The organism is Microbulbifer sp. THAF38 (assembly GCF_009363535.1).
GTDB lineage: Bacteria > Pseudomonadota > Gammaproteobacteria > Pseudomonadales > Cellvibrionaceae > Microbulbifer.
In genome coordinates this window covers 760965-778664 of record NZ_CP045369.1, presented here as the reverse complement: position 1 = coordinate 778664, position 17700 = coordinate 760965, and the positions used below count along the sequence as shown (strand labels likewise).

Below are 17700 nucleotides of genomic sequence, written 5' to 3'. Positions count from 1 at the left end.
TCGCAATTTTGTCGATAATCACCACTTTTATTGGTATATTTTTAGGTGTGATTTCGCCATAGCCAAGGGTAAGGGTTCTCGTAGGGAAACAGACTAAAACTCTCCTTATTTAAGAAATATTCAACACCATATAGCTTACAACGATGTAGCGCAATAATTTCCCGGCTGTCACCAAGATCAAAAACCACAACAAGGAGATTCTCAATACTCCCGCCATAACGGTTAATGGATCTCCAATAATTGGCACCCATGCAAAGCATAAGGAGATCATTCCATATTTAGTAAACCGCTGTTCAGCCCTTACAAACTCGCTTTCAGACATCCTCAGCCATTTCTTTATCACACCCAAGCTTGCCCAATAGCCTAGAGCGTAATTAACCAATGATCCCGCGACATTACCAACAGTTGCCACAAGTACTAACGTAACGGGTGATAGGCCATTGAGCAGCAACGTCGTTAATATAATCTCTGAGCTTACCGGAAGTATTGTTGCGGCCAGAAATGCAGAAATAAAAAGACCGACAACCCCTAGTTCAATCAACTTTCCCATTTAACACCAAATCTATCTCAAATAAGGCTTATATATTTTCTCTTTCGAAATTGATACAAATTTTTACTATTAGATTATGGAGATCGCTGGCTCTTCACCTTCTCAGAACAGCCAGCTCTGACCCTCAGGTCTCAGGCAGTTAATGCGGAAGTGCCACCACAAAGTTGGCACCCACTTCCATAAGGTGAACACTATATAGACGATTGAGCCAAGCACCTTACATTCCCGTAAGAAGATTCAATATCAAAGTCCTATCAGAATAAAAAGCATTGCATAACTGCAGAATTCACCGAATTGAATGAAATTTTTACTTAGCTTTAGAAAAAATTACATTCTATCTTAAAACGTTATGTCAGTTTTGTCACAAATATGAAGCTTTTGGAAAACTGTGCGCCTATTAACCCCTATTGTTATTGGCATATTTATTGCGAGCAATCTTTAGGATATCGAAAATTGGGTACTTAAAATGATGGGCAAAGGCAAATATCAATACAATCACTGGAGCATAAATGATCTCCTCAGGCTTATCTCAGCTACCCTTTTTTCTATCCTGATTGGCTTGTCATCAGCACTATCCAATGCCCAAGCGCCTCAGGAAGCTATCAATTTAAAGATAACAGAGTCACATAAAGAGAAAAATACGACTGTTCAACCATCAGGTGAGTCTCAAACCGCACCTACTCGGAGCAATAGCGCACAAAATGGAGAAGATGCCCAGGTTCAGGAGATAGATCAGCTCATCCAACTTTTGCAGCATCCCGAACGTAGAGCAGCGCTTATCGACAACCTGAAAGAATTACGGGATACGACAACGGACAAAGAAAACCCTGATCTCCTGAAGATAAGTGATGTTCTGGTAGTAGATGAGATAGCTACCGAGGTTGTCAAAGACTACACAAAATTTCTGAGTGTGTTTGGATTAACAGCAAATCAAGCGGGCACTTTTTTACTTCTGGGGATTTCAATTGTACTACTGCTAGCCGTTGTTTTATCTAACAATCTACTCGCTAATTTCATGCACAAGAAACTATCTCCTATCAGGAGAAAACTAAGTTTGAATAGTAATCGTTTTGCCCCACTGTTTAGACTACAGCGATGGCTTGGATATTTTCTTGCTGCCCTTCTGGTGATTTATACGGCTTCAGAATTATTCCCTGCTACTGTGGGCATATTCGTTTCAAAAGATACACTCATCGAATTTGCCGAAATTGCTTTAGCTTTATTTTCGGTATTGGCCATTTTTGTATGCATCTGGGAAATGATCAACGCTGCGACGGAACACTACTTTAATACTCATCGCACTTCCGGCAATGCCCGTATGCGCACACTGATACCCCTTGCAAAAAATATCTTACTGTTTCTACTTTCAATCATGGGGGTACTCGTACTGCTCTCTGAGTTAGATATCAATGTAGTCCCTCTCTTAGCCGGGGCTGGCGTTTTTGGTATTGCCGTAGGGTTTGGCGCCCAAGCCCTGGTGAAAGATTTCCTAACTGGCTTCACCGTGTTGTTGGAAGACCTGCTACAAATTGGCGATATTGTAAAAGTTGGCGGGCGAACCGGTGAGGTAACCAATATCACCTTACGCAAGGTAGAACTCCGCGCATTAAATGGCACCGTATATACAGTACCATTCAGTGATATATCAGTAGTAGATAACCTAACCAAGCACTTCAGCTATTACATGCTGGAAATTGGGGTTGCCTACCGGGAGAATACCGACGATGTCATTCAATACCTTCATGAGGTAGACAAAGAAATGCGCGAAAGCGATGAATATGGGCCTCTAATTCTGGAACCACTGGAGGTTTTAGGGGTTGATGCTTTTGCGGACAGTTCCGTTGTAATTAAGGCAAGAACAAAAACCAAGGCCCATGAAAAATGGTATGTAGGTAGGGAGTTCAACCGACGTATCAAATTATTATTTGATAAAAAAGGCGTTGAAATACCTTTCCCACATCAGACACTGTACTTTGGTGAAGATAAAAAGGGTAAGGCGCCAGCAGCACGCATTGAGGTACATGAGGATAACCATGAGGAAAAAACAGAAGACAAACAGTCTAAAAAGGAGGTGTCATGTAATTAAAAATAATCTTGTTCATAAATAGATTAAAAGTGACTTATAGACCTCTCCGCTAAGAGTGCTTATCCATACTGTTCAGGCAATGGAATTTACTTAGAACTTAGTACCTAGGATAAAGACAAATTATCCTTCTACAATGGAACAAAAGTATTTTCCAATCTATCTACAGCCCGCAAGTGTGTGGTTGAGGGAAATTAACACCGGATAAGAATGAACGCTCTTTTCAGCCATCTAGCTTTGCTCCTTAAGTCACTCAGTACGCAGCAACAAGAGACACAGGAATCATTTATTGATAGGGTTATTCCAGAGTCTTTCTCTGTGGCCACAGAGACTGTGATTTCCTCTATTGATCGTATCGGCGGAAATTTTATAGGGCATACTCCCTACATTATCGCCAGCATAATCATGCTGCTGCTCACTTGGGGCGTAGCACGTATTGTTCGACACTTCGGCGGGCGGCTATTTCGCCATACTACCTCTAGAATATCCTTAAAAAACCTATTTGTCCGCCTGCTTACCAGCGCTACCTGGCTGGTGGGTCTGCTTCTTGCCGCTATGGTGCTTTTCCCTGGTCTTACCCCTACAAAAGCACTGGGGGCGGTGGGTCTACTCTCTGTCGCCATTGGATTGGCATTTAAAGATATTTTCGAAAACTTCTTCGCAGGGATATTAATACTCTGGCGCTTCCCCATTGAAGAAGGAGATTTTATTGAATGTCAAGATATATGCGGGCGAGTAGAGGTGGTTGAGGTACGCAATACCAATATCCGCAAAGTTACCGGTGAGTTGGTAGTAGTGCCCAACCTCTTTTTGTTTAAAAATCCCTGTGAAGTCATCACTAACCGGGTGAAACGCAGAGCAACGATTATGGTGGGCGTGGCCTACCAGGAAAAAATACCAAATGCTGTTGCCGTTATTGAGTCAGCGGTGGCCTCCTGCCAAACAGTGCGCAGTGAAGACCCAATTGAGATATTTCCAAAAGCCTTTGGAGAAAGCAGTATTGATATTGAAGTCTGCTGGTGGACAGGTTCAACCCCTCTACAAATTCGTCAGTCCCGTGCAGAGGTAGTTACGGCGGTGAAAATGGCCCTCGATAAAGCCGGGATTGAAATTCCCTTTCCCTATCGAACGCTTACATTTAAGGAACCTCTAAAGCTCGAATAGCCTTTAAAGCGAAATTTTTCCCAGAGCTTACAATATTAAATAAATAGAGCAGTTAAGGTCAGAGTGAACCCAATCATTGAAGAAACCATACAGTGTCCCTATTGCGGTGAATATTTCAGTACACTGGTCGATACCACTATGCTTCCCCAGGAGTACACCGAAGATTGTCAGGTGTGCTGTAGGCCCATCATTTTTCAGGTTAATTCTGACTTAAACGCCAACATCTCTGTCAATGTTTACAGAGAGGATGAGACTTTTTGAAGCCGCCGGACTTCAGCCGCATTCTTCTTTTAAGGGTCGATAAGTGAGTATCTCTACTACTAAGCACTCCTTAAATAGGACTCACTTTATTCCGAAAGCAGACACCCCTAATTTTATAGACTCGGATAAACGCGGATCTACTTGAGATTGGCGAAAACCTCTATCGCCCGCTTACGCCCGGCCCCCACATCACAAATCACCTGGGGATATCCCTCAACCTTGGGTGGCTCATGAATTTCCTTATTACTCAATGAGGCAAGCTCCGGCACATATCGACGAATGAAATCTCCATTAGGATCGAATTTTTGCGATTGACTATAGGGGTTGAATACACGGAAATAGGGCGCCGCATCAGTGCCGGTGGAGGCAGTCCACTGCCAACCGCCATTGTTAGAGGCAAAGTCACCATCAATTAAATTTTGCATAAAATAGCGCTCACCCCAACGCCAATCAATCAGCATATTTTTGCTCAAAAACGAGGCGACAATCATACGTAACCGGTTATGCATCCATGCGGTTTCATTTAGCTGGCGCATAGCAGCATCGACGATAGGTACCCCGGTTTCACCACGAGTCCAGCGGGAAAACAAATCCTTGTCGTAGCACCATGGAACCTGTTCTGTTTCCTCTTTGAATGGTTTGCCCATACTTAGGCGAGGAAAATCCGCAAGCAAATGCGTATAAAACTCCCGCCAGACGAGTTCACTAATCCAGCAGGCAATTCCTTCATTCCCTCCCTGCCAAAGCCCTTTATTTAGGTTGAGGGCCATATGAACACATTGGCGAATGGAAATAGCCCCGCAGTTTAAATAGGGAGAAAGGTGAGAAGTACTATCCTTCGCAGGGAAGTCTCTCTCTGCCTGGTATTTATCGATAATTTCAGCAAAAGCTTTCAAATGTTTCTGCGCTGCCTTCTCCCCACTCTCCCAACCCTTCACTCTACCCGATCCATCAATATCCAACGAATACTGCGGTAATTGGGAGGGGATTTTCTGCGTAAGCTTGCCGTTTCCCTCCACTTCCAACCCCAACCATTTAGGCCAGTGTTCTCCCTTATCCGTAGAAGGCATTTTCTTGGGCATAGGTAGGGGTTTAACTTCGCTCTCGGCACACAGCTGGATCAGCGCACGCTTAAAGGGCGTAAACACTTTGTAGGGGTCACCACTGGCTGTTCTAACCGCCCCCGGTGGCAACAGCGTTCGATCACTGTAGTATTCCACTTGAACGCCGCTTTCCTGCAGTTTTCCCCGTACTGCTTTGTCCCGGCGTTGTTCATTCAATGGATACTCAGCATTGGCAAACAGAGCCTCCGCTTTCAGGCGCTCGGTAATTTGCTGTAGCGCATGAGGTACCTGGGAAAATTTAGAGACTTCGAGGTAGTACAAAGGGATATTGCGAAGTCGCAACTGTTCTTGTAATTCTTGTAGGCAAGCCATCCGAAATGAGACCAGTGCATCCCCTTCATCATGGCTTTTCCAGGTATCCGGACAGGCAATAAAAACCGCGGCCAATTGGTCACATCGGGTACTAGCGTGGTACAACGCCGAATTATCATGAATGCGCAAATCGTTGCGCAACCAAACCAGGCCTCGCTGCAGAGACTTTTTTCCACTCATCGTTTCAGCTGCTCCCGCAATTGCCGCATCACACCGTCTGTATCACCAGATAACATCGAGATAATCGGAAGCTTCTTTAGCCTACCCAACTCAGCAGACTGCATTTCGACAAAATCCCCCAGCAACCAAAGAGGTGTTTGAAGAATTTGTATTGAACTAGGTAATTCTTTGTGAAGAAAAGCTTTCGAAAGTGCCCGATGGCTATAGCAGAGCACTGCATCCACATTGAGCTTTTTCACAGTACTCTCCAACTCCAGCAGGGCAGCGCGATAATCCAGAACTACCACATCACAACCAGCAGCCAAAAGTGTCGCGCAAAATAATTGTATAAAGGCCCGCTGATCATTGCCGGGAAAATCCAGCAACAATACTCGCTTCTCACAAGTTACCCGGTCTTTGCCAAGATTTTTACGCGCTATACCATTAGCTAATAACAGCTGCTCATAGAAAAGCTGCCAGAAAAAATGTTGAGCAGGCTCTGATTGTCGCTGCCTGGCCAGTTTGGCATGCAGGGGCTTTAGCCAGTGATCGAGTAGCAGCGCTGGTGGGAAGGCAGCAATCCACTGATCCAGGCGCTGGCGCAGCTTTAAGTCGGCAAAGTCCTGCGACAAATCATAAGCCTCATCAATTATTTCGCGCCAGCTGCCAGCCGTATTTTCTGCTTGCTCTGTGGCCACAAGAGAAGCCGGTCCACGCTCCAACAGCTCCCGTACCCGTCCGATAGCCACACCGCGGGCTAGGCAGGCGAGCACCTCTTCGATACGCCTTATTTCCTCTTCACTGTAGAGTCGGTGTCCCTTACCGGTTCTGGCTGGCGTTAACAGGCCGTAACGACGCTCCCAAGCCCGCAGGGTGACGGGATGAACGCCGGTGCGACGCGCCACCTCGCGAATCGGCAGGTGGGCTTTAGTGGGGGATTCAATTTCAACCATGGCTAGGCTCAGCGAAAATCACACAACCCCAACTCCGCAGGCTCGGCAGCGAGCAGTACCTGACTGTGGATAAACTGGTGGGGACTGCGCGGCAAATAATGGCGCAACATCGTGAGTACCGCCGATAACGGCTTGTTGCCCCGGCGATAATCGTCGATCAGAAGAGCCAACTCATTACGCTCTTCCTTGTTCAAGTAACCTTTCAAGTGACCCTGGCTGTGCATCAGGGCATTGGTGCGGTCTTTACGGCTGGCCAGATGGCCGAGAATTTCCATAATCTTGCCCCGCACTTCATAAGCAAATGCTTCCACCGGCATCGCCCGCGAATTAGAGACAAACTGACCCAAGGCTCGAGTCAGTGGCTGGCTGTGGGCCAACAGCAAATACTTATACGCGGTGTAAAACTCAATCACCCTGGCTGGCCGCAGGTCGGTGGCTACATAGCGATACCAGGCATCGTAGGCAAAAACACGGGTAAGAAAATTCTCGCGTAAATCACTGGCATTCAGTCGCCCCACCTCTTCCATAGGCAAATGTGGAAAATGCCGACGCAGGCGCGCAGCGAATAAGCCGGACTCATGAGCCAACACCCCAGTGCCATCCTCCTTGTAATGCGGTGTCGTGCGAACACCGCAGCTGGGGGATTTCTGCATCAGAATAAAGCCACGCAGATTTTCCACCTCGGGCACAAGCTGGTCCGCATAGTCTTCCAGGGCCTGAGTAACATCCAGGCTGGGGTCTTCCCGGCCAACCGCACGCAGGCGATCACTCACAATCAGGTGAATAGGCGGTCTCGGCACTCCCATGCCAATGGCAACCTCCGGGCAGTAAGCCTGTAACTCGAAACAATTGCCCAGCAGTTGTGTGCAGACTTTACTGTGCTTGTGGCTGCCGTTGTAACGCACGGGATCGCCCACAGCACAGCGGCTGATACCAACTGGGATTTTCTGAGGTAAAAGCTGGATATGCATAGTTGCGCTGCACAGTGTCAGTTTGTATTCCTTTTTTATAGCCTCTCCCGATTAGTTATACAAGAGGGCTGCTTGTACAACTTTTGGATTACAATCAAGTCCCATTGGCTGCTTGCGCACATACACACCACGGCTACAATGCAGGGCCGCATTTTTACCGCGCGGCAGGGCTGCGATTCTTTATCTCACCAGCTACCCCGGCAATTTGCGGCCTTTTCCTCCCCGAAAGTACGGATTAGCTCATGATTCCAGCATTGCGCGAAGTCGACGAGGTTCAGGCGCTCTATTTGCAGTTTTTGCAAGAGCTGACTGACGCGGGTTTCCGCGGCGACACCACACCCAGTTACGCCAGCCGCACCGTTTTGGCGACCGACAACTCTATTTACCAGGTTTTGCCCCAGGCAGTGGTGTATCCGCGCAATACCCGCGATCTACAACTATTGGCGGAACTGGCTGAACGGGAGGAGTTTCACTCTGTGGTGCTCTCACCGAGAGGTGGCGGTACCGGCACCAACGGGCAATCACTTACCGATGGCCTGGTGGTGGACATCTCCCGCCATATGAACCAGATCCTCGAGATCAATGTGGAAGAGCGCTGGGTGCGCGTACAGGCCGGCGTTGTCAAAGACCAGCTTAATGCCGCACTGAAACCCCACGGCCTATTTTTTGCGCCGGAACTCTCTACCAGCAACCGCGCCACCATCGGTGGCATGATCAATACGGATGCCTCCGGTCAGGGCTCCTGCGTATACGGCAAGACCCGCGATCATGTCTTGGAACTGCACACGGTGCTGATGGGTGGGGAGCTTTGGCACTCCTCCGCCATAGGGGAAATCCAGCTACAGGAAATCTGTGGAAAAGATAGCCGCGCCGCAAAAGTGCATAAAACCTGTGACAAGATTGCCCGGGAAAAAGCCGAACTCATCGAACAGAAATTTCCCAAGCTCAATCGCTGTCTCACTGGCTACGACCTGGCCCATATCCGTGAAGGTGATCGCTTTAATCTCAACAGTGTACTGTGCGGTTCCGAAGGCACTCTCGGATTTATTGCTGAAGCCAAGCTCAACCTGCTTCCCATCCCCAAGTGCGTGGCATTGGTCAATTTAAAATACGACCACTTCCAGGAAGCGCTGCGCGATGCCAAGGATCTGATGGGCGCAGGCCCCATGTCGATCGAAACGGTGGACAGCAAGGTGCTGCAGCTGGCTATGGAAGATATCGTCTGGCACAGCGTCAGCGAGTTTTTCCCCGCTGAGGATCGCCCGGTCAAGGGTATCAACCTGGTGGAGTACGCTGCAGATACCGAGGAGGAACTGGAAAAAGCTCTGAAGCAATTTATTGCACATGTCGAGGCTGCCATCGGCCAGCCAGGCAAGAGCTTCGGCTATTCCATCGCTCGCGGCCATGCCGAGGTGAATCGCATCTGGGCCATGCGTAAACGCGCGGTGGGTTTATTGGGTAACGCCCAGGGGGAAAAGCGCCCGATACCCTTTGTCGAAGATACCGCTGTGCCTCCAGAAAACCTGGCGGACTTTATTGCCGAATTCCGCGCAGTGCTGGATGAAGCCGGCCTCGACTACGGTATGTTCGGACATGTGGATGCCGGTGTATTACATGTGCGCCCAGCAATCGATATGAAAGATCCCCAGCAGGCCGCACAAATTCGCCCCATCACCGATCGCGTAGTGGCACTGACGCAAAAATATAAAGGACTGCTGTGGGGAGAACACGGCAAAGGCGTTCGCTCAGAATATGCCCCGGAATTTTTTGGCGAGCTGTACCCCGAACTGCAAAACATTAAATCCGCTTTCGATCCGCGCAACCAACTAAACCCCGGCAAAATTGCCACACCCAACGACAGTGCCAGCCTGCTGAAAATTGATGCCGTGCGCACACGCGGTGAGCACGACCGGCAGATTCCCGCGCAAGTATGGGAGGGATACGACGAGGGCGTGCACTGCAACGGCAACGGTGCCTGTTTTAACTGGAATCCAGACGATGCCATGTGCCCCTCCTATAAAGCCACGCGTAACCGGATTCATTCCCCCAAGGGGCGCGCTTCGCTGATGCGGGAGTGGCTGCGCCTTTTGAGCAAACACGATGTAGACGCGGTGACCAGCGCTCGTAAATACCGCGAGCGCTCCTTTTTTGTCGGCCTGCCCAAGCGCTTTATAAACACCCTGGCAAAAACCCGCGGGGAGTACGATTTCAATCACGAAGTTAACGAAGCCATGCAGGGCTGCCTCGCCTGTAAATCCTGTGTAGGGCAGTGCCCCATTCGCGTGGATGTGCCGGAATTTCGCAGCAAGTTTCTGGAGCTTTATTACAGCCGCTATTTGCGTCCGCTTAAGGATTACGCCGTGGGCGGGCTGGAATTCATGATGCCGCACCTGGCAAAAATGCCGCAGCTGTACAACTGGCCGCTAAGGCTAAAACCTGTGTCTTTTTTGATGAAGCGTGTTTTCGGCATGGTGGACAGCCCACAGCTCTCGCAGAGAAGCCTGCAGGCCAGTATGAAAGAACTGGGAGTCCCCACCGCCACGAAAGCCTGCCTGGAGACTCTGGGGCCTTCTCAGCGCAGCCGTGCGGTCATCATCGTGCAGGATGCCTTCACCAGCTATTTTGATGCCGAGGTGGTGGCGGACATCCTGCGCCTGCTCAAGCAATTGGACTTTGTGCCGATTCTCGCTCCCTATCGAGCCAACGGCAAACCCCTGCATGTCCATGGATTCCTGCGTCAGTTCGAGCGGGTTGCCGAAGGCAATAGCGAGATGCTCAACAACCTGGCGGAGAGTGGTATCCCCCTCGTGGGAATCGATCCCTCTATGACCCTCACTTACCGTTCCGAGTACAAAAAACTCCTAGGGGAGCGCGCCCCAAAAGTGCAGTTGTTACAGGAATGGCTGGCCCAGCAGAAGGAGCACCTACAACAGCAACGTGCGCGGATAAAGCCCGGAAGCTTCCAGCTGTTGCCGCACTGCACCGAGCAAACCAATGCCACCGCTTCGCTGAAAGACTGGCAAACCGTGTTCTCGGCTCTGGGCCTGGAACTAGAGGGTGAGAACCTTGGCTGCTGTGGTATGGCCGGGACCTATGGCCACGAGGCTGCGCACAAGGAGACCTCACGGGTGATTTTCCAGCAATCCTGGGCACCCAAGCTCAATGGCGGAAAACACAACCAGCTCGCCACCGGTTACTCCTGTCGTTGCCAGGCCAGCCGCTTTGCAGGTGTTACTTTGCGCCATCCTCTTCAAGGGTTGCTGGCACAACTCGACATCTAGGGATTTACTGACGTATGGGGACCACAACTGTGGCCCCCAACCGTCACCGGGCCAAGCGCGAAAATCCCTATGCATAAACCACTGCCCCATTTATACATCCTGTTTTACGCACTCTTCTGCCTGACCGCACTTCTCGCGGCTATATCTATCATTTCAGACGTACTCCCCAACAACGCCCAACCCCACAGCACCAAATCTCACGGTGGAGACACTCTGGGCGCGATTGGCTGGGTCAATGAGGCCGAATCGCTAGCTCGCCAAGGTAATTTTGGCGACGCACTGCCTCTCTATGAAAAAGCGATTTCCGCCCTTGGTGACTACCCTTCCCAACAGCACACTCTGCGCTATCGCTACGGCATAGTGCTAAATGCACTGGGGGCTAAATCGAGGCCAGACCTCTATCCACTGGCGCGAGCACAGTTTCAATCAGTTTTGCGCTACCTGGATTCCGGAGCGCAATTGCCCCACTCCAGCGCCAGGGTGCGCTCGGCACTGGCACACACCTATCACCGTCAGGCAGCCAGCGAAGAGTTGACCACACAGCGCGAATACCTGCTTAGTACCGCATACCTTCTGTATAAAAGTGCCCTGGAAGGCCTCCTCAATCAGGAGGAGTGGCACAACCTCTCTATTACTTATTTCAACCTCGGGCAGGTTTGCGAGTGGCAGGGCAACCTTGAAGAGGCCATTCACTGGCTGGAGAAAGCGGTGCAACTGGATTTGCAGTACAAGTTACCCGATTTGGAGGAGGATAGTGACTATTTGGCCGCACTCCGCCATCAGGTAGAACCGGTGCAGCAAAACCGGGAAACCACCCTTTAAGGGCTCAGTTTTTCTCTATTTTTTTCACCTAAAGATAAATGACGATGCAGTTTTATCGCCTGAACACCCTCATTTTCAGCGAATCAGACCATTTTGGCGGAATGGTCACAAAAAGTTTCAGGGAAATTTTTTACTTTTTGAGTACTGATTAGAAAACCGGTCCGAGTGTATATCTGGTAGCCGTAGGATGACATCGCTGTCAGTACAATTTCCCCTCTAAAAATGACTTTCCAGCTATAGAAATTAAAATAAATTTTTAACCTTTAAATAAGAATTAATAAAAAATAAAAACCTTACTTTTGAATCATTCTGGGTTTATCAGTTTTCTCCTCAAGCAATAACCTGCTGTTTTTCAGGGCCATTTGTCGCGAAATAAGAAAAAGTTGCCTCCGCCTAAATCGCCAGTAATATAGCCAGCGTTGATTAAATATTGATCAGCTATTTCCAAAAACACTTGGAAATTTCGCAAGCACCTTTTGGCTTGTGACCATTTGATTCCTGGAGGTAATGGGACATCATGAAACAGACTCTGCGTAACACTGCTTTTTTCATCGCCGCCCTGCTTGCTATTGGTGTGAGTGTCAATGCATCGGCAGCTCTTAAGAAAACCATGGTCGTAGACGCGACCGCTTATAACTCGGTACCCGGCCAGACAGATAGCGACCCCTGGGTAGCAGCCTGGAACAACCGTCTGCGTCCCGGAGACAAAATCATCGCCGTTTCACGTGACTTGGAAAAGCACGGTCTAACCAACGGTGCCAAAGTAAAGATTGAAGGTCTGCCCGGTACTTACACTGTGCGTGACCGCATGAACAAACGTTTCACTAACCGTATTGATGTGTGGATGGAAAAAGATATCCGTAAGGCCCGCGCCTGGGGTAAGAAAAAGCTGAAAATCGTTTTCGAACCGGTAAAGTAAAGCAGAACTGTTTTTAACAACCCTTTGATTTCAACGACCCTTTTGGCCCCGCCCTCCAGCGGGGTTTTTTTATTTTATTCTTTGAATCATTTTAAAAATCTCAAGACAGTTGACCACCCTTTTGCTTTGAGTCAACAGCTACTCTCGGAGAGAAATCAAGAATACAATAAAATCCACATCACTTTGCGCATACAACCTTTTATAGACTCGCAACCGGTATTTCTGCCTTCTTATTTTTACCTTCTCGTATTTCTTTCTTTTAGGGCTCTGAATCCAAATATTCAGTCTTAGGCAGGTTAGTACCTCCAACCATTACTGGAAATTATTTACCGCTAAGGCTCCATTTCCATTAAAGTCCCTGGCAATTCCTTGCAGTCCGCACTCTCCAGTTGGAAAACACTGGGCTGCTGCCCCTCTACGTAACGATGCTCCAGTCCCTCATCGCCGAGCAGAATCAGATATTCAGATTGGACCCAAGTATCTCCCGAGCGATACTCGGTGAGCCATAAAAGGGAGGGCTGCCCTTCATAGCAGTGGCCATAGAACATGCGGGTTTTTTCCACCAATTTTTTCGTCATATAGTCCAGGTACTTACCCGGATAGGTATAACGGTCGTCCTCAGCACCTGTCTGGTCAGTACCCTCTACTTCACCGTGCCTGGCTATACGCCGTATATAAATTGCGAGATTTTCATCGCAATCAATACAGTGACGCCCCGCCATAATGGCGTAACCGTGTAGTTTTGCGATTAAGCGGACTTCCTTGAGATCCGTTTGAATTTGCTGCTGGCTGGATATCACCAGGGGATCGGCGCAGAGGGAAAAAGGCAGGATCTGCAGGCAGATCACGGTTAAAAAGCCGCGTACTATCATGGGTGAGGCAACCGCTGCTTGGGTAGCACCGCCGGAGACAAAAGCTCCACAGTTGCCTCGCGACGGCGCTGTGATTGGGGTGTGCTGTCACACAGTCGCGATTCCCTTCACCATAACCATAGCAGTTACTGGCAGATTGGAAGCAGCAATCAATAACCAGCAATAGCCACTAGCGCCTTAGGACATGGAGAGATTGGGCACAGAAAGGTAGAGAAGGTAGAGCCCCAATCGCCCGCACATAGTAGGCGCTCTTCTGGGGCCCGCTATCTTACCAGCTGCCATCCACTTCCTGCACAGGGCCTACAAAGGTGGAAATCCCCTCTTCCCGCAGGGCGTCCAGGGCTTCCTCTAAGGCTTCCTGCTCCGTCTCGAAGGCATCCTCCCACACGGTGGAATTATTGTTCTCGTCGACAATTTCGAGTAGCCAGCCACCCTCGCCATCTTCGTATATATCGATCTGCACAGATACATCGCCCTCGCGGTAGATCTGGCTCAACTCCGACTCTTTCGGTGCAAATTCTTCGCCCATGGGGTTCACCTCGCTATGACCCTTAAATTTCGGCCAGAACTTTGACAAGTTGCGGCTTCCCGGTCAACAAATATCGTTGTGCCGGGGCAACGGCTGGAGTGCTTGCTAAATGTACGACAAGCTGTTTTTTTTGCGATAAAATGCGCGGCGATTTTTTCTGCCCCGGATTTACGCTCCGGACTGCATTTAAGGAAGTTCCATGAATCAATATGTTGTCTGCGCACTCTACAAGTTCGTCACTTTGGAGGACTTCGAGTCTCTGCGCGCCCCCCTGCTTGAAGTCATGCTGAAAAACCAGGTACGCGGCACCCTGCTCCTGGCCAAAGAAGGCATTAACGGTACCGTTGCGGGCTCCCGGGAAGGCATCGATACCCTGCTCGCCTACCTGAAATCAGATGAACGACTCGCCGAACTGGATTACAAAGAATCCTACACCGGTGAGATGCCTTTCTTGCGCAGCAAGGTCAAGCTGAAGCGGGAAATTGTCACCATGGGTGTGGAAGGTATTGACCCCCGCCGTGTGGTTGGCACCTACGTCAAGCCCAAGGACTGGAACGCCCTGATCAGCGACCCTGAAGTCACTGTTGTGGACACCCGCAACGACTACGAATTCCAGGTCGGTACCTTTAAAGACTCCATCAACCCAAATACCGAAACCTTCCGCGAGTTCCCCCAGTACGTTAAAGAGAACCTGGATCCGGCTAAACATAAAAAAGTTGCCATGTTCTGCACTGGTGGAATCCGTTGCGAGAAGTCCACCGCTTATATGAAGGAGCAGGGCTTCGAAGAGGTTTACCACCTGCACGGCGGTATTCTCAAGTACCTGGAAGAAGTCCCCAAAGAGGAATCTCTGTGGGAGGGCGAGTGCTTCGTTTTCGACGAGCGTGTCACCGTCAACCACGACCTGGAGCGCGGCCAGTACGACCAATGCAACGCCTGTCGCATGCCAATCACCGTGGTAGACCAGCAGTCCGAGCAGTTCGAACAGGGGGTCAGCTGTCCTCACTGTTACGACAAAGTAAGCGACGCGGACCGCCACCGTTTCCGCGAACGGGAAAAGCAGATCCAGCTAGCCAAAAAGCGCGGAGAAAAACATATGGGCCAGGATGCCCGCGAGACGACTGTCGCCAAGCGTCTTCAGAAGAAAGAAGAGCGCCGCCGCCAGGCAGAGGCCGAACAGGCTAAAGCCCAGTAGGTTTAATACTCAGCGCAGCAGAGGTCTGGGGGAACCCTTGGTTTGGGTGAGCCAGGCCTCTGCTTCGGCCTCGGCAACAAATTCCCGCGAACTGTGCCGACACAAGCAGGTTCCATCAGACGCCAGAGGTGAAGTACAGCGATTGCGAGGGTGTAAAACCGCAATATATGCACGCCGCAATACCGGATGCTCTGCAATAAAACTGGTGAACTGCCGCTGCTCCTCCAGCGTGACACTGGCGCGGGCATAGCGCATATCCAACAGCACCCGCAGTGGTACGCGGTGGCGGTATTTTTCTACCAGCCGGGCAGCGGCCTCCATTTTTTCTGCAAATCCTACGGGGCCATAAAATAATACCCGTGCTATGCCCCCTATCGGTCGATAGCTAATATTAAAATTCATGGATGAAAGCACTCGCGCTTTTGTCTTTGTTATTTTTATCGACTACAGCTACTGCAATGCCCGATAGATGCCCTGCCTGCGGCCAGATACAAGGCTGCCATCACAGGTTGCACACTCCCGAAAAGATTTATTCTCGACACTGGCGGTTTGTACCAAGTTGCCGAGCGTTGACCACGGGTGGCCCGCCACACTAAACCCCATAAATTACCATTGGCATTCAGGCCGATGGGGTTCCTCTGCCCAAAAATGAAAACCACATAATTACCTTGACGATCACCTAGGAAAATACAGCATAAATACTTTCTTTTTTTTGTGGCAATGGCTGAGTTTAAGCAGTTACAAGAAAAACCGTCACTGATATCTTCAGCATATACAGGGTCGGTTAAATAAATACTAATACCCTAACGATTAACTCATCCAAAATTCCTGTACGGGCTAGCAGCCCAGAACAAAGCCCCTGCAAGCACAAAATTGCAATAAATAAAGTAAGTCGAGACTCTTTACTGCAAGACAGTATTTCTAGCCTTTATTAAAAAACATTATTAATAAGTCTTGTTATGAGTCTTGATAAAGAAGAGATAAGCCAGTGTTTGGCTCCGGCTTATCAATATTGAGCGCCCAATAAAATAAGAAATTTCACAGGGGCGCTCGCAGGGGTTCAATATAAGGATTTCTAACCCAACAAAAAACCACAAAGAAATAAAAATTTAGTGCTTTGTGATGGATATCGCGGTTGGGCTCAACTAATTTCGATTTCCGGCAATTCCTCGTCACTGCTGGCATTCAACCAAACCTGAGCCGCAGCTTTACGAGCAATTTCACGGTAGAAACCGGCAATTTCGCCACCTGGGTCTGCGGTCACACTGGGGTGGCCACTATCGATATCCGCGCGGATTTTTTGTGCCAGGGGTAACTCTCCCAGCAGGTGGGTATCATATTCCTCTGCGATACGCTCGCCGCCGCCAGAACCAAAAATTGGTTCGCTGTGGCCGCACTTGGAGCAGGTGTGAAGCGCCATGTTCTCAACGATACCCAGTACAGGTACCGATACCTTGCGGAACATTTCCACTCCCTTGATCGCATCCTTCAAGGCCAGATCCTGAGGCGTAGTGACAATCACCGCCCCGGCCAGAGTGGTTTTTTGTGCCAGGGTCAGCTGGATATCTCCGGTGCCGGGGGGCATATCCACAATCAGATAATCCAGTTCTTCCTTGGCATCACACCAGAGCGTTTGTGTAAGGATCTGATTGAGTGCACCACTGGCCATAGGGCCGCGCCAAACAGCCGGGGTATCTTCTGTCATCAGATATCCCAGCGACATCGTCTCGATACCCAGCGCATCCACGGGCACGAAGAATTTCTGTTCCTTTACATGGGGGCGAACTCCTTCGGTGCCAAGCATGGTAGGCAGGCTGGGACCGTAGATATCTGCATCGAGCAGCCCGACTCGCGCGCCCTCTGCCGCCAGTGCCAGAGCCAGGTTCACCGCGGTAGTGGACTTGCCTACGCCGCCCTTACCGGAGGCCACGGCAACAATATTTTTCACGCCACGCAACGACTCCGGGGCATTGGCCGAAGAGGTCGCGGGGATATCGCTAAACAGCTCAAATTGCAGCGTACTACCTGCCAGGGGACCGCTCTTCATCAGAGGTTCGCAAGCGTCTGTGACCCACTTGCGCCACAGCGCTTCCTGACTCGCACAGGGGTAACCGAGGGTAATACCGATCAACACGGTATCGCTCTCGTAGCCCACTTCAATATCCGCATCCAGCTCATCCAGAGGCAGTCCGCTGGCCGGGTCCTGCAACTGACCAAGGCACTCCGCCAGGCGTTCAAGCTCGGCCTGCACTTCCTCTGATAACTCTTCATGATCGTGGTGATGATCGCTCACGGTATCTCCCTTTTGGTGCTTCTTGTCAGAAACGCATTGTGTCGGATGAAGCGGCCCAGCGCCAGCGACTGGATCAATCCAGCCACTTTCGCGCTCGGCGTATCCCATGCCTCCCCGGCATAGCACAAATCTGCTATATTTCGCCGTCTTTTGACGATCTCCGGCCACTCCAGCGGAGCCTCCGGCCGCAACCCACAGCGATGGAAAAACCG

15 protein-coding genes are annotated in these 17700 nt (G+C 49.9%); 7 read left to right on the top strand and 8 right to left on the bottom strand.

The genetic code is table 11. From position 1 onward, the window contains the following. Positions 1-109 precede the first annotated feature (109 nt). Positions 110-550, bottom strand: coding sequence for a YqaA family protein (locus tag FIU95_RS03460; RefSeq protein ID WP_152451521.1), 441 nt, complete (start codon positions 548-550; stop codon positions 110-112). A gap of 466 nt (positions 551-1016) precedes the next feature. Here FIU95_RS03460 and FIU95_RS03455 point away from each other — a divergent pair, with 466 nt between their 5' ends. The 3 genes from FIU95_RS03455 to FIU95_RS21600 all read left to right on the top strand — a co-directional run bounded on the left by FIU95_RS03455 (position 1017) and on the right by FIU95_RS21600 (position 4058). Continuing rightward, positions 1017-2636, top strand: coding sequence for a mechanosensitive ion channel family protein (locus FIU95_RS03455; protein ID WP_152451518.1), 1620 nt, complete (start codon positions 1017-1019; stop codon positions 2634-2636). A gap of 207 nt (positions 2637-2843) precedes the next feature. Beyond that, positions 2844-3797, top strand: coding sequence for a mechanosensitive ion channel family protein (locus tag FIU95_RS03450; protein WP_152451516.1), 954 nt, complete (start codon positions 2844-2846; stop codon positions 3795-3797). A gap of 63 nt (positions 3798-3860) precedes the next feature. Further along, positions 3861-4058: a CPXCG motif-containing cysteine-rich protein gene (locus tag FIU95_RS21600; RefSeq protein ID WP_152451514.1), complete on the top strand. Its 198-nt coding sequence runs from the start codon at positions 3861-3863 to the stop codon at positions 4056-4058. A 137-nt stretch (positions 4059-4195) separates the two neighbouring features. Here FIU95_RS21600 and FIU95_RS03440 read toward each other — a convergent pair whose 3' ends face one another. From FIU95_RS03440 to FIU95_RS03430, 3 genes are read right to left on the bottom strand one after another with little or no spacing between them, the layout of a single operon-like run. After that, complete coding sequence (locus tag FIU95_RS03440; protein WP_152451512.1) at positions 4196-5674, bottom strand: deoxyribodipyrimidine photo-lyase; 1479 nt, start codon at positions 5672-5674, stop codon at positions 4196-4198. Beyond that, positions 5671-6606, bottom strand: a complete 936-nt coding sequence (locus FIU95_RS03435; protein WP_152451510.1) for a MerR family transcriptional regulator — start codon at positions 6604-6606, stop codon at positions 5671-5673. Before FIU95_RS03435 ends, FIU95_RS03440 begins: the two co-directional genes overlap by 4 nt. Positions 6607-6614: 8 nt before the next feature. Further along, a complete protein-coding gene (locus FIU95_RS03430) occupies positions 6615-7577 on the bottom strand; it encodes a DUF523 and DUF1722 domain-containing protein (protein ID WP_152451508.1) in 963 nt (320 codons plus the stop codon). Between the two features lie 242 nt (positions 7578-7819). On the opposite strand from FIU95_RS03430, the gene FIU95_RS03425 reads away from it, so the two are divergent. The 3 genes from FIU95_RS03425 (at position 7820) to FIU95_RS03415 (ending at position 12599) form a co-directional block, all read left to right on the top strand. Then, complete coding sequence (locus tag FIU95_RS03425) at positions 7820-10858, top strand: FAD-binding and (Fe-S)-binding domain-containing protein (protein ID WP_152451506.1); 3039 nt, start codon at positions 7820-7822, stop codon at positions 10856-10858. 69 nt (positions 10859-10927) lie between these two features. Continuing rightward, positions 10928-11680 carry a tetratricopeptide repeat protein gene (locus FIU95_RS03420; RefSeq protein ID WP_152451504.1) on the top strand — a complete coding sequence of 251 codons (753 nt, stop codon included), beginning with the start codon at positions 10928-10930 and terminating at the stop codon, positions 11678-11680. A gap of 517 nt (positions 11681-12197) precedes the next feature. Beyond that, positions 12198-12599 (top strand): 3D domain-containing protein, encoded by a 402-nt coding sequence (locus tag FIU95_RS03415; protein ID WP_152451502.1) that lies wholly within the window; start codon positions 12198-12200, stop codon positions 12597-12599. A gap of 332 nt (positions 12600-12931) precedes the next feature. On the opposite strand, the gene FIU95_RS03410 is transcribed toward FIU95_RS03415, so the two are convergent. After that, the gene (locus FIU95_RS03410; protein ID WP_152451500.1) at positions 12932-13471 is read right to left on the bottom strand and encodes a hypothetical protein; all 540 of its coding nucleotides are present in this window, start codon (positions 13469-13471) and stop codon (positions 12932-12934) included. A 268-nt stretch (positions 13472-13739) separates the two neighbouring features. Then, positions 13740-14000 (bottom strand): hypothetical protein, encoded by a 261-nt coding sequence (locus FIU95_RS03405; RefSeq protein WP_152451498.1) that lies wholly within the window; start codon positions 13998-14000, stop codon positions 13740-13742. A 199-nt stretch (positions 14001-14199) separates the two neighbouring features. On the opposite strand from FIU95_RS03405, the gene FIU95_RS03400 reads away from it, so the two are divergent. Continuing rightward, on the top strand, positions 14200-15195 hold the full coding sequence (locus FIU95_RS03400; protein WP_152451496.1) for a rhodanese-related sulfurtransferase: 996 nt from the start codon (positions 14200-14202) through the stop codon (positions 15193-15195). Positions 15196-15204: 9 nt separating this feature from the next. Here the strand turns inward: FIU95_RS03400 and FIU95_RS03395 are convergent, their stop codons facing one another. Continuing rightward, entirely contained in the window at positions 15205-15597 is a 393-nt protein-coding gene (locus FIU95_RS03395) for a hypothetical protein (protein WP_152451494.1), read from the bottom strand. Positions 15598-16336: 739 nt separating this feature from the next. Next, positions 16337-17488: an iron-sulfur cluster carrier protein ApbC gene (apbC, locus tag FIU95_RS03390; RefSeq protein ID WP_152451492.1), complete on the bottom strand. Its 1152-nt coding sequence runs from the start codon at positions 17486-17488 to the stop codon at positions 16337-16339. Between the last annotated feature and the right edge of the window lie 212 nt (positions 17489-17700).

Excerpts from the sequence above, each read along its gene's own strand:
- FIU95_RS03460 (WP_152451521.1), bottom strand. The coding sequence starts at position 550 with ATGGGAAAGTTGATTGAACTAGGGGTTGTCGGTCTTTTTATTTCTGCA.
- FIU95_RS03455 (WP_152451518.1), top strand. The coding sequence starts at position 1,017 with ATGATGGGCAAAGGCAAATATCAATACAATCACTGGAGCATAAATGAT.
- FIU95_RS03450 (WP_152451516.1), top strand. The coding sequence starts at position 2,844 with ATGAACGCTCTTTTCAGCCATCTAGCTTTGCTCCTTAAGTCACTCAGT.
- FIU95_RS03440 (WP_152451512.1), bottom strand. The coding sequence starts at position 5,674 with ATGAGTGGAAAAAAGTCTCTGCAGCGAGGCCTGGTTTGGTTGCGCAAC.
- FIU95_RS03435 (WP_152451510.1), bottom strand. The coding sequence starts at position 6,606 with ATGGTTGAAATTGAATCCCCCACTAAAGCCCACCTGCCGATTCGCGAG.
- FIU95_RS03430 (WP_152451508.1), bottom strand. The coding sequence starts at position 7,577 with ATGCATATCCAGCTTTTACCTCAGAAAATCCCAGTTGGTATCAGCCGC.
- FIU95_RS03425 (WP_152451506.1), top strand. The coding sequence starts at position 7,820 with ATGATTCCAGCATTGCGCGAAGTCGACGAGGTTCAGGCGCTCTATTTG.
- FIU95_RS03420 (WP_152451504.1), top strand. The coding sequence starts at position 10,928 with ATGCATAAACCACTGCCCCATTTATACATCCTGTTTTACGCACTCTTC.
- FIU95_RS03415 (WP_152451502.1), top strand. The coding sequence starts at position 12,198 with ATGAAACAGACTCTGCGTAACACTGCTTTTTTCATCGCCGCCCTGCTT.
- FIU95_RS03410 (WP_152451500.1), bottom strand. The coding sequence starts at position 13,471 with ATGATAGTACGCGGCTTTTTAACCGTGATCTGCCTGCAGATCCTGCCT.
- FIU95_RS03405 (WP_152451498.1), bottom strand. The coding sequence starts at position 14,000 with ATGGGCGAAGAATTTGCACCGAAAGAGTCGGAGTTGAGCCAGATCTAC.
- FIU95_RS03400 (WP_152451496.1), top strand. The coding sequence starts at position 14,200 with ATGAATCAATATGTTGTCTGCGCACTCTACAAGTTCGTCACTTTGGAG.
- FIU95_RS03395 (WP_152451494.1), bottom strand. The coding sequence starts at position 15,597 with ATGAATTTTAATATTAGCTATCGACCGATAGGGGGCATAGCACGGGTA.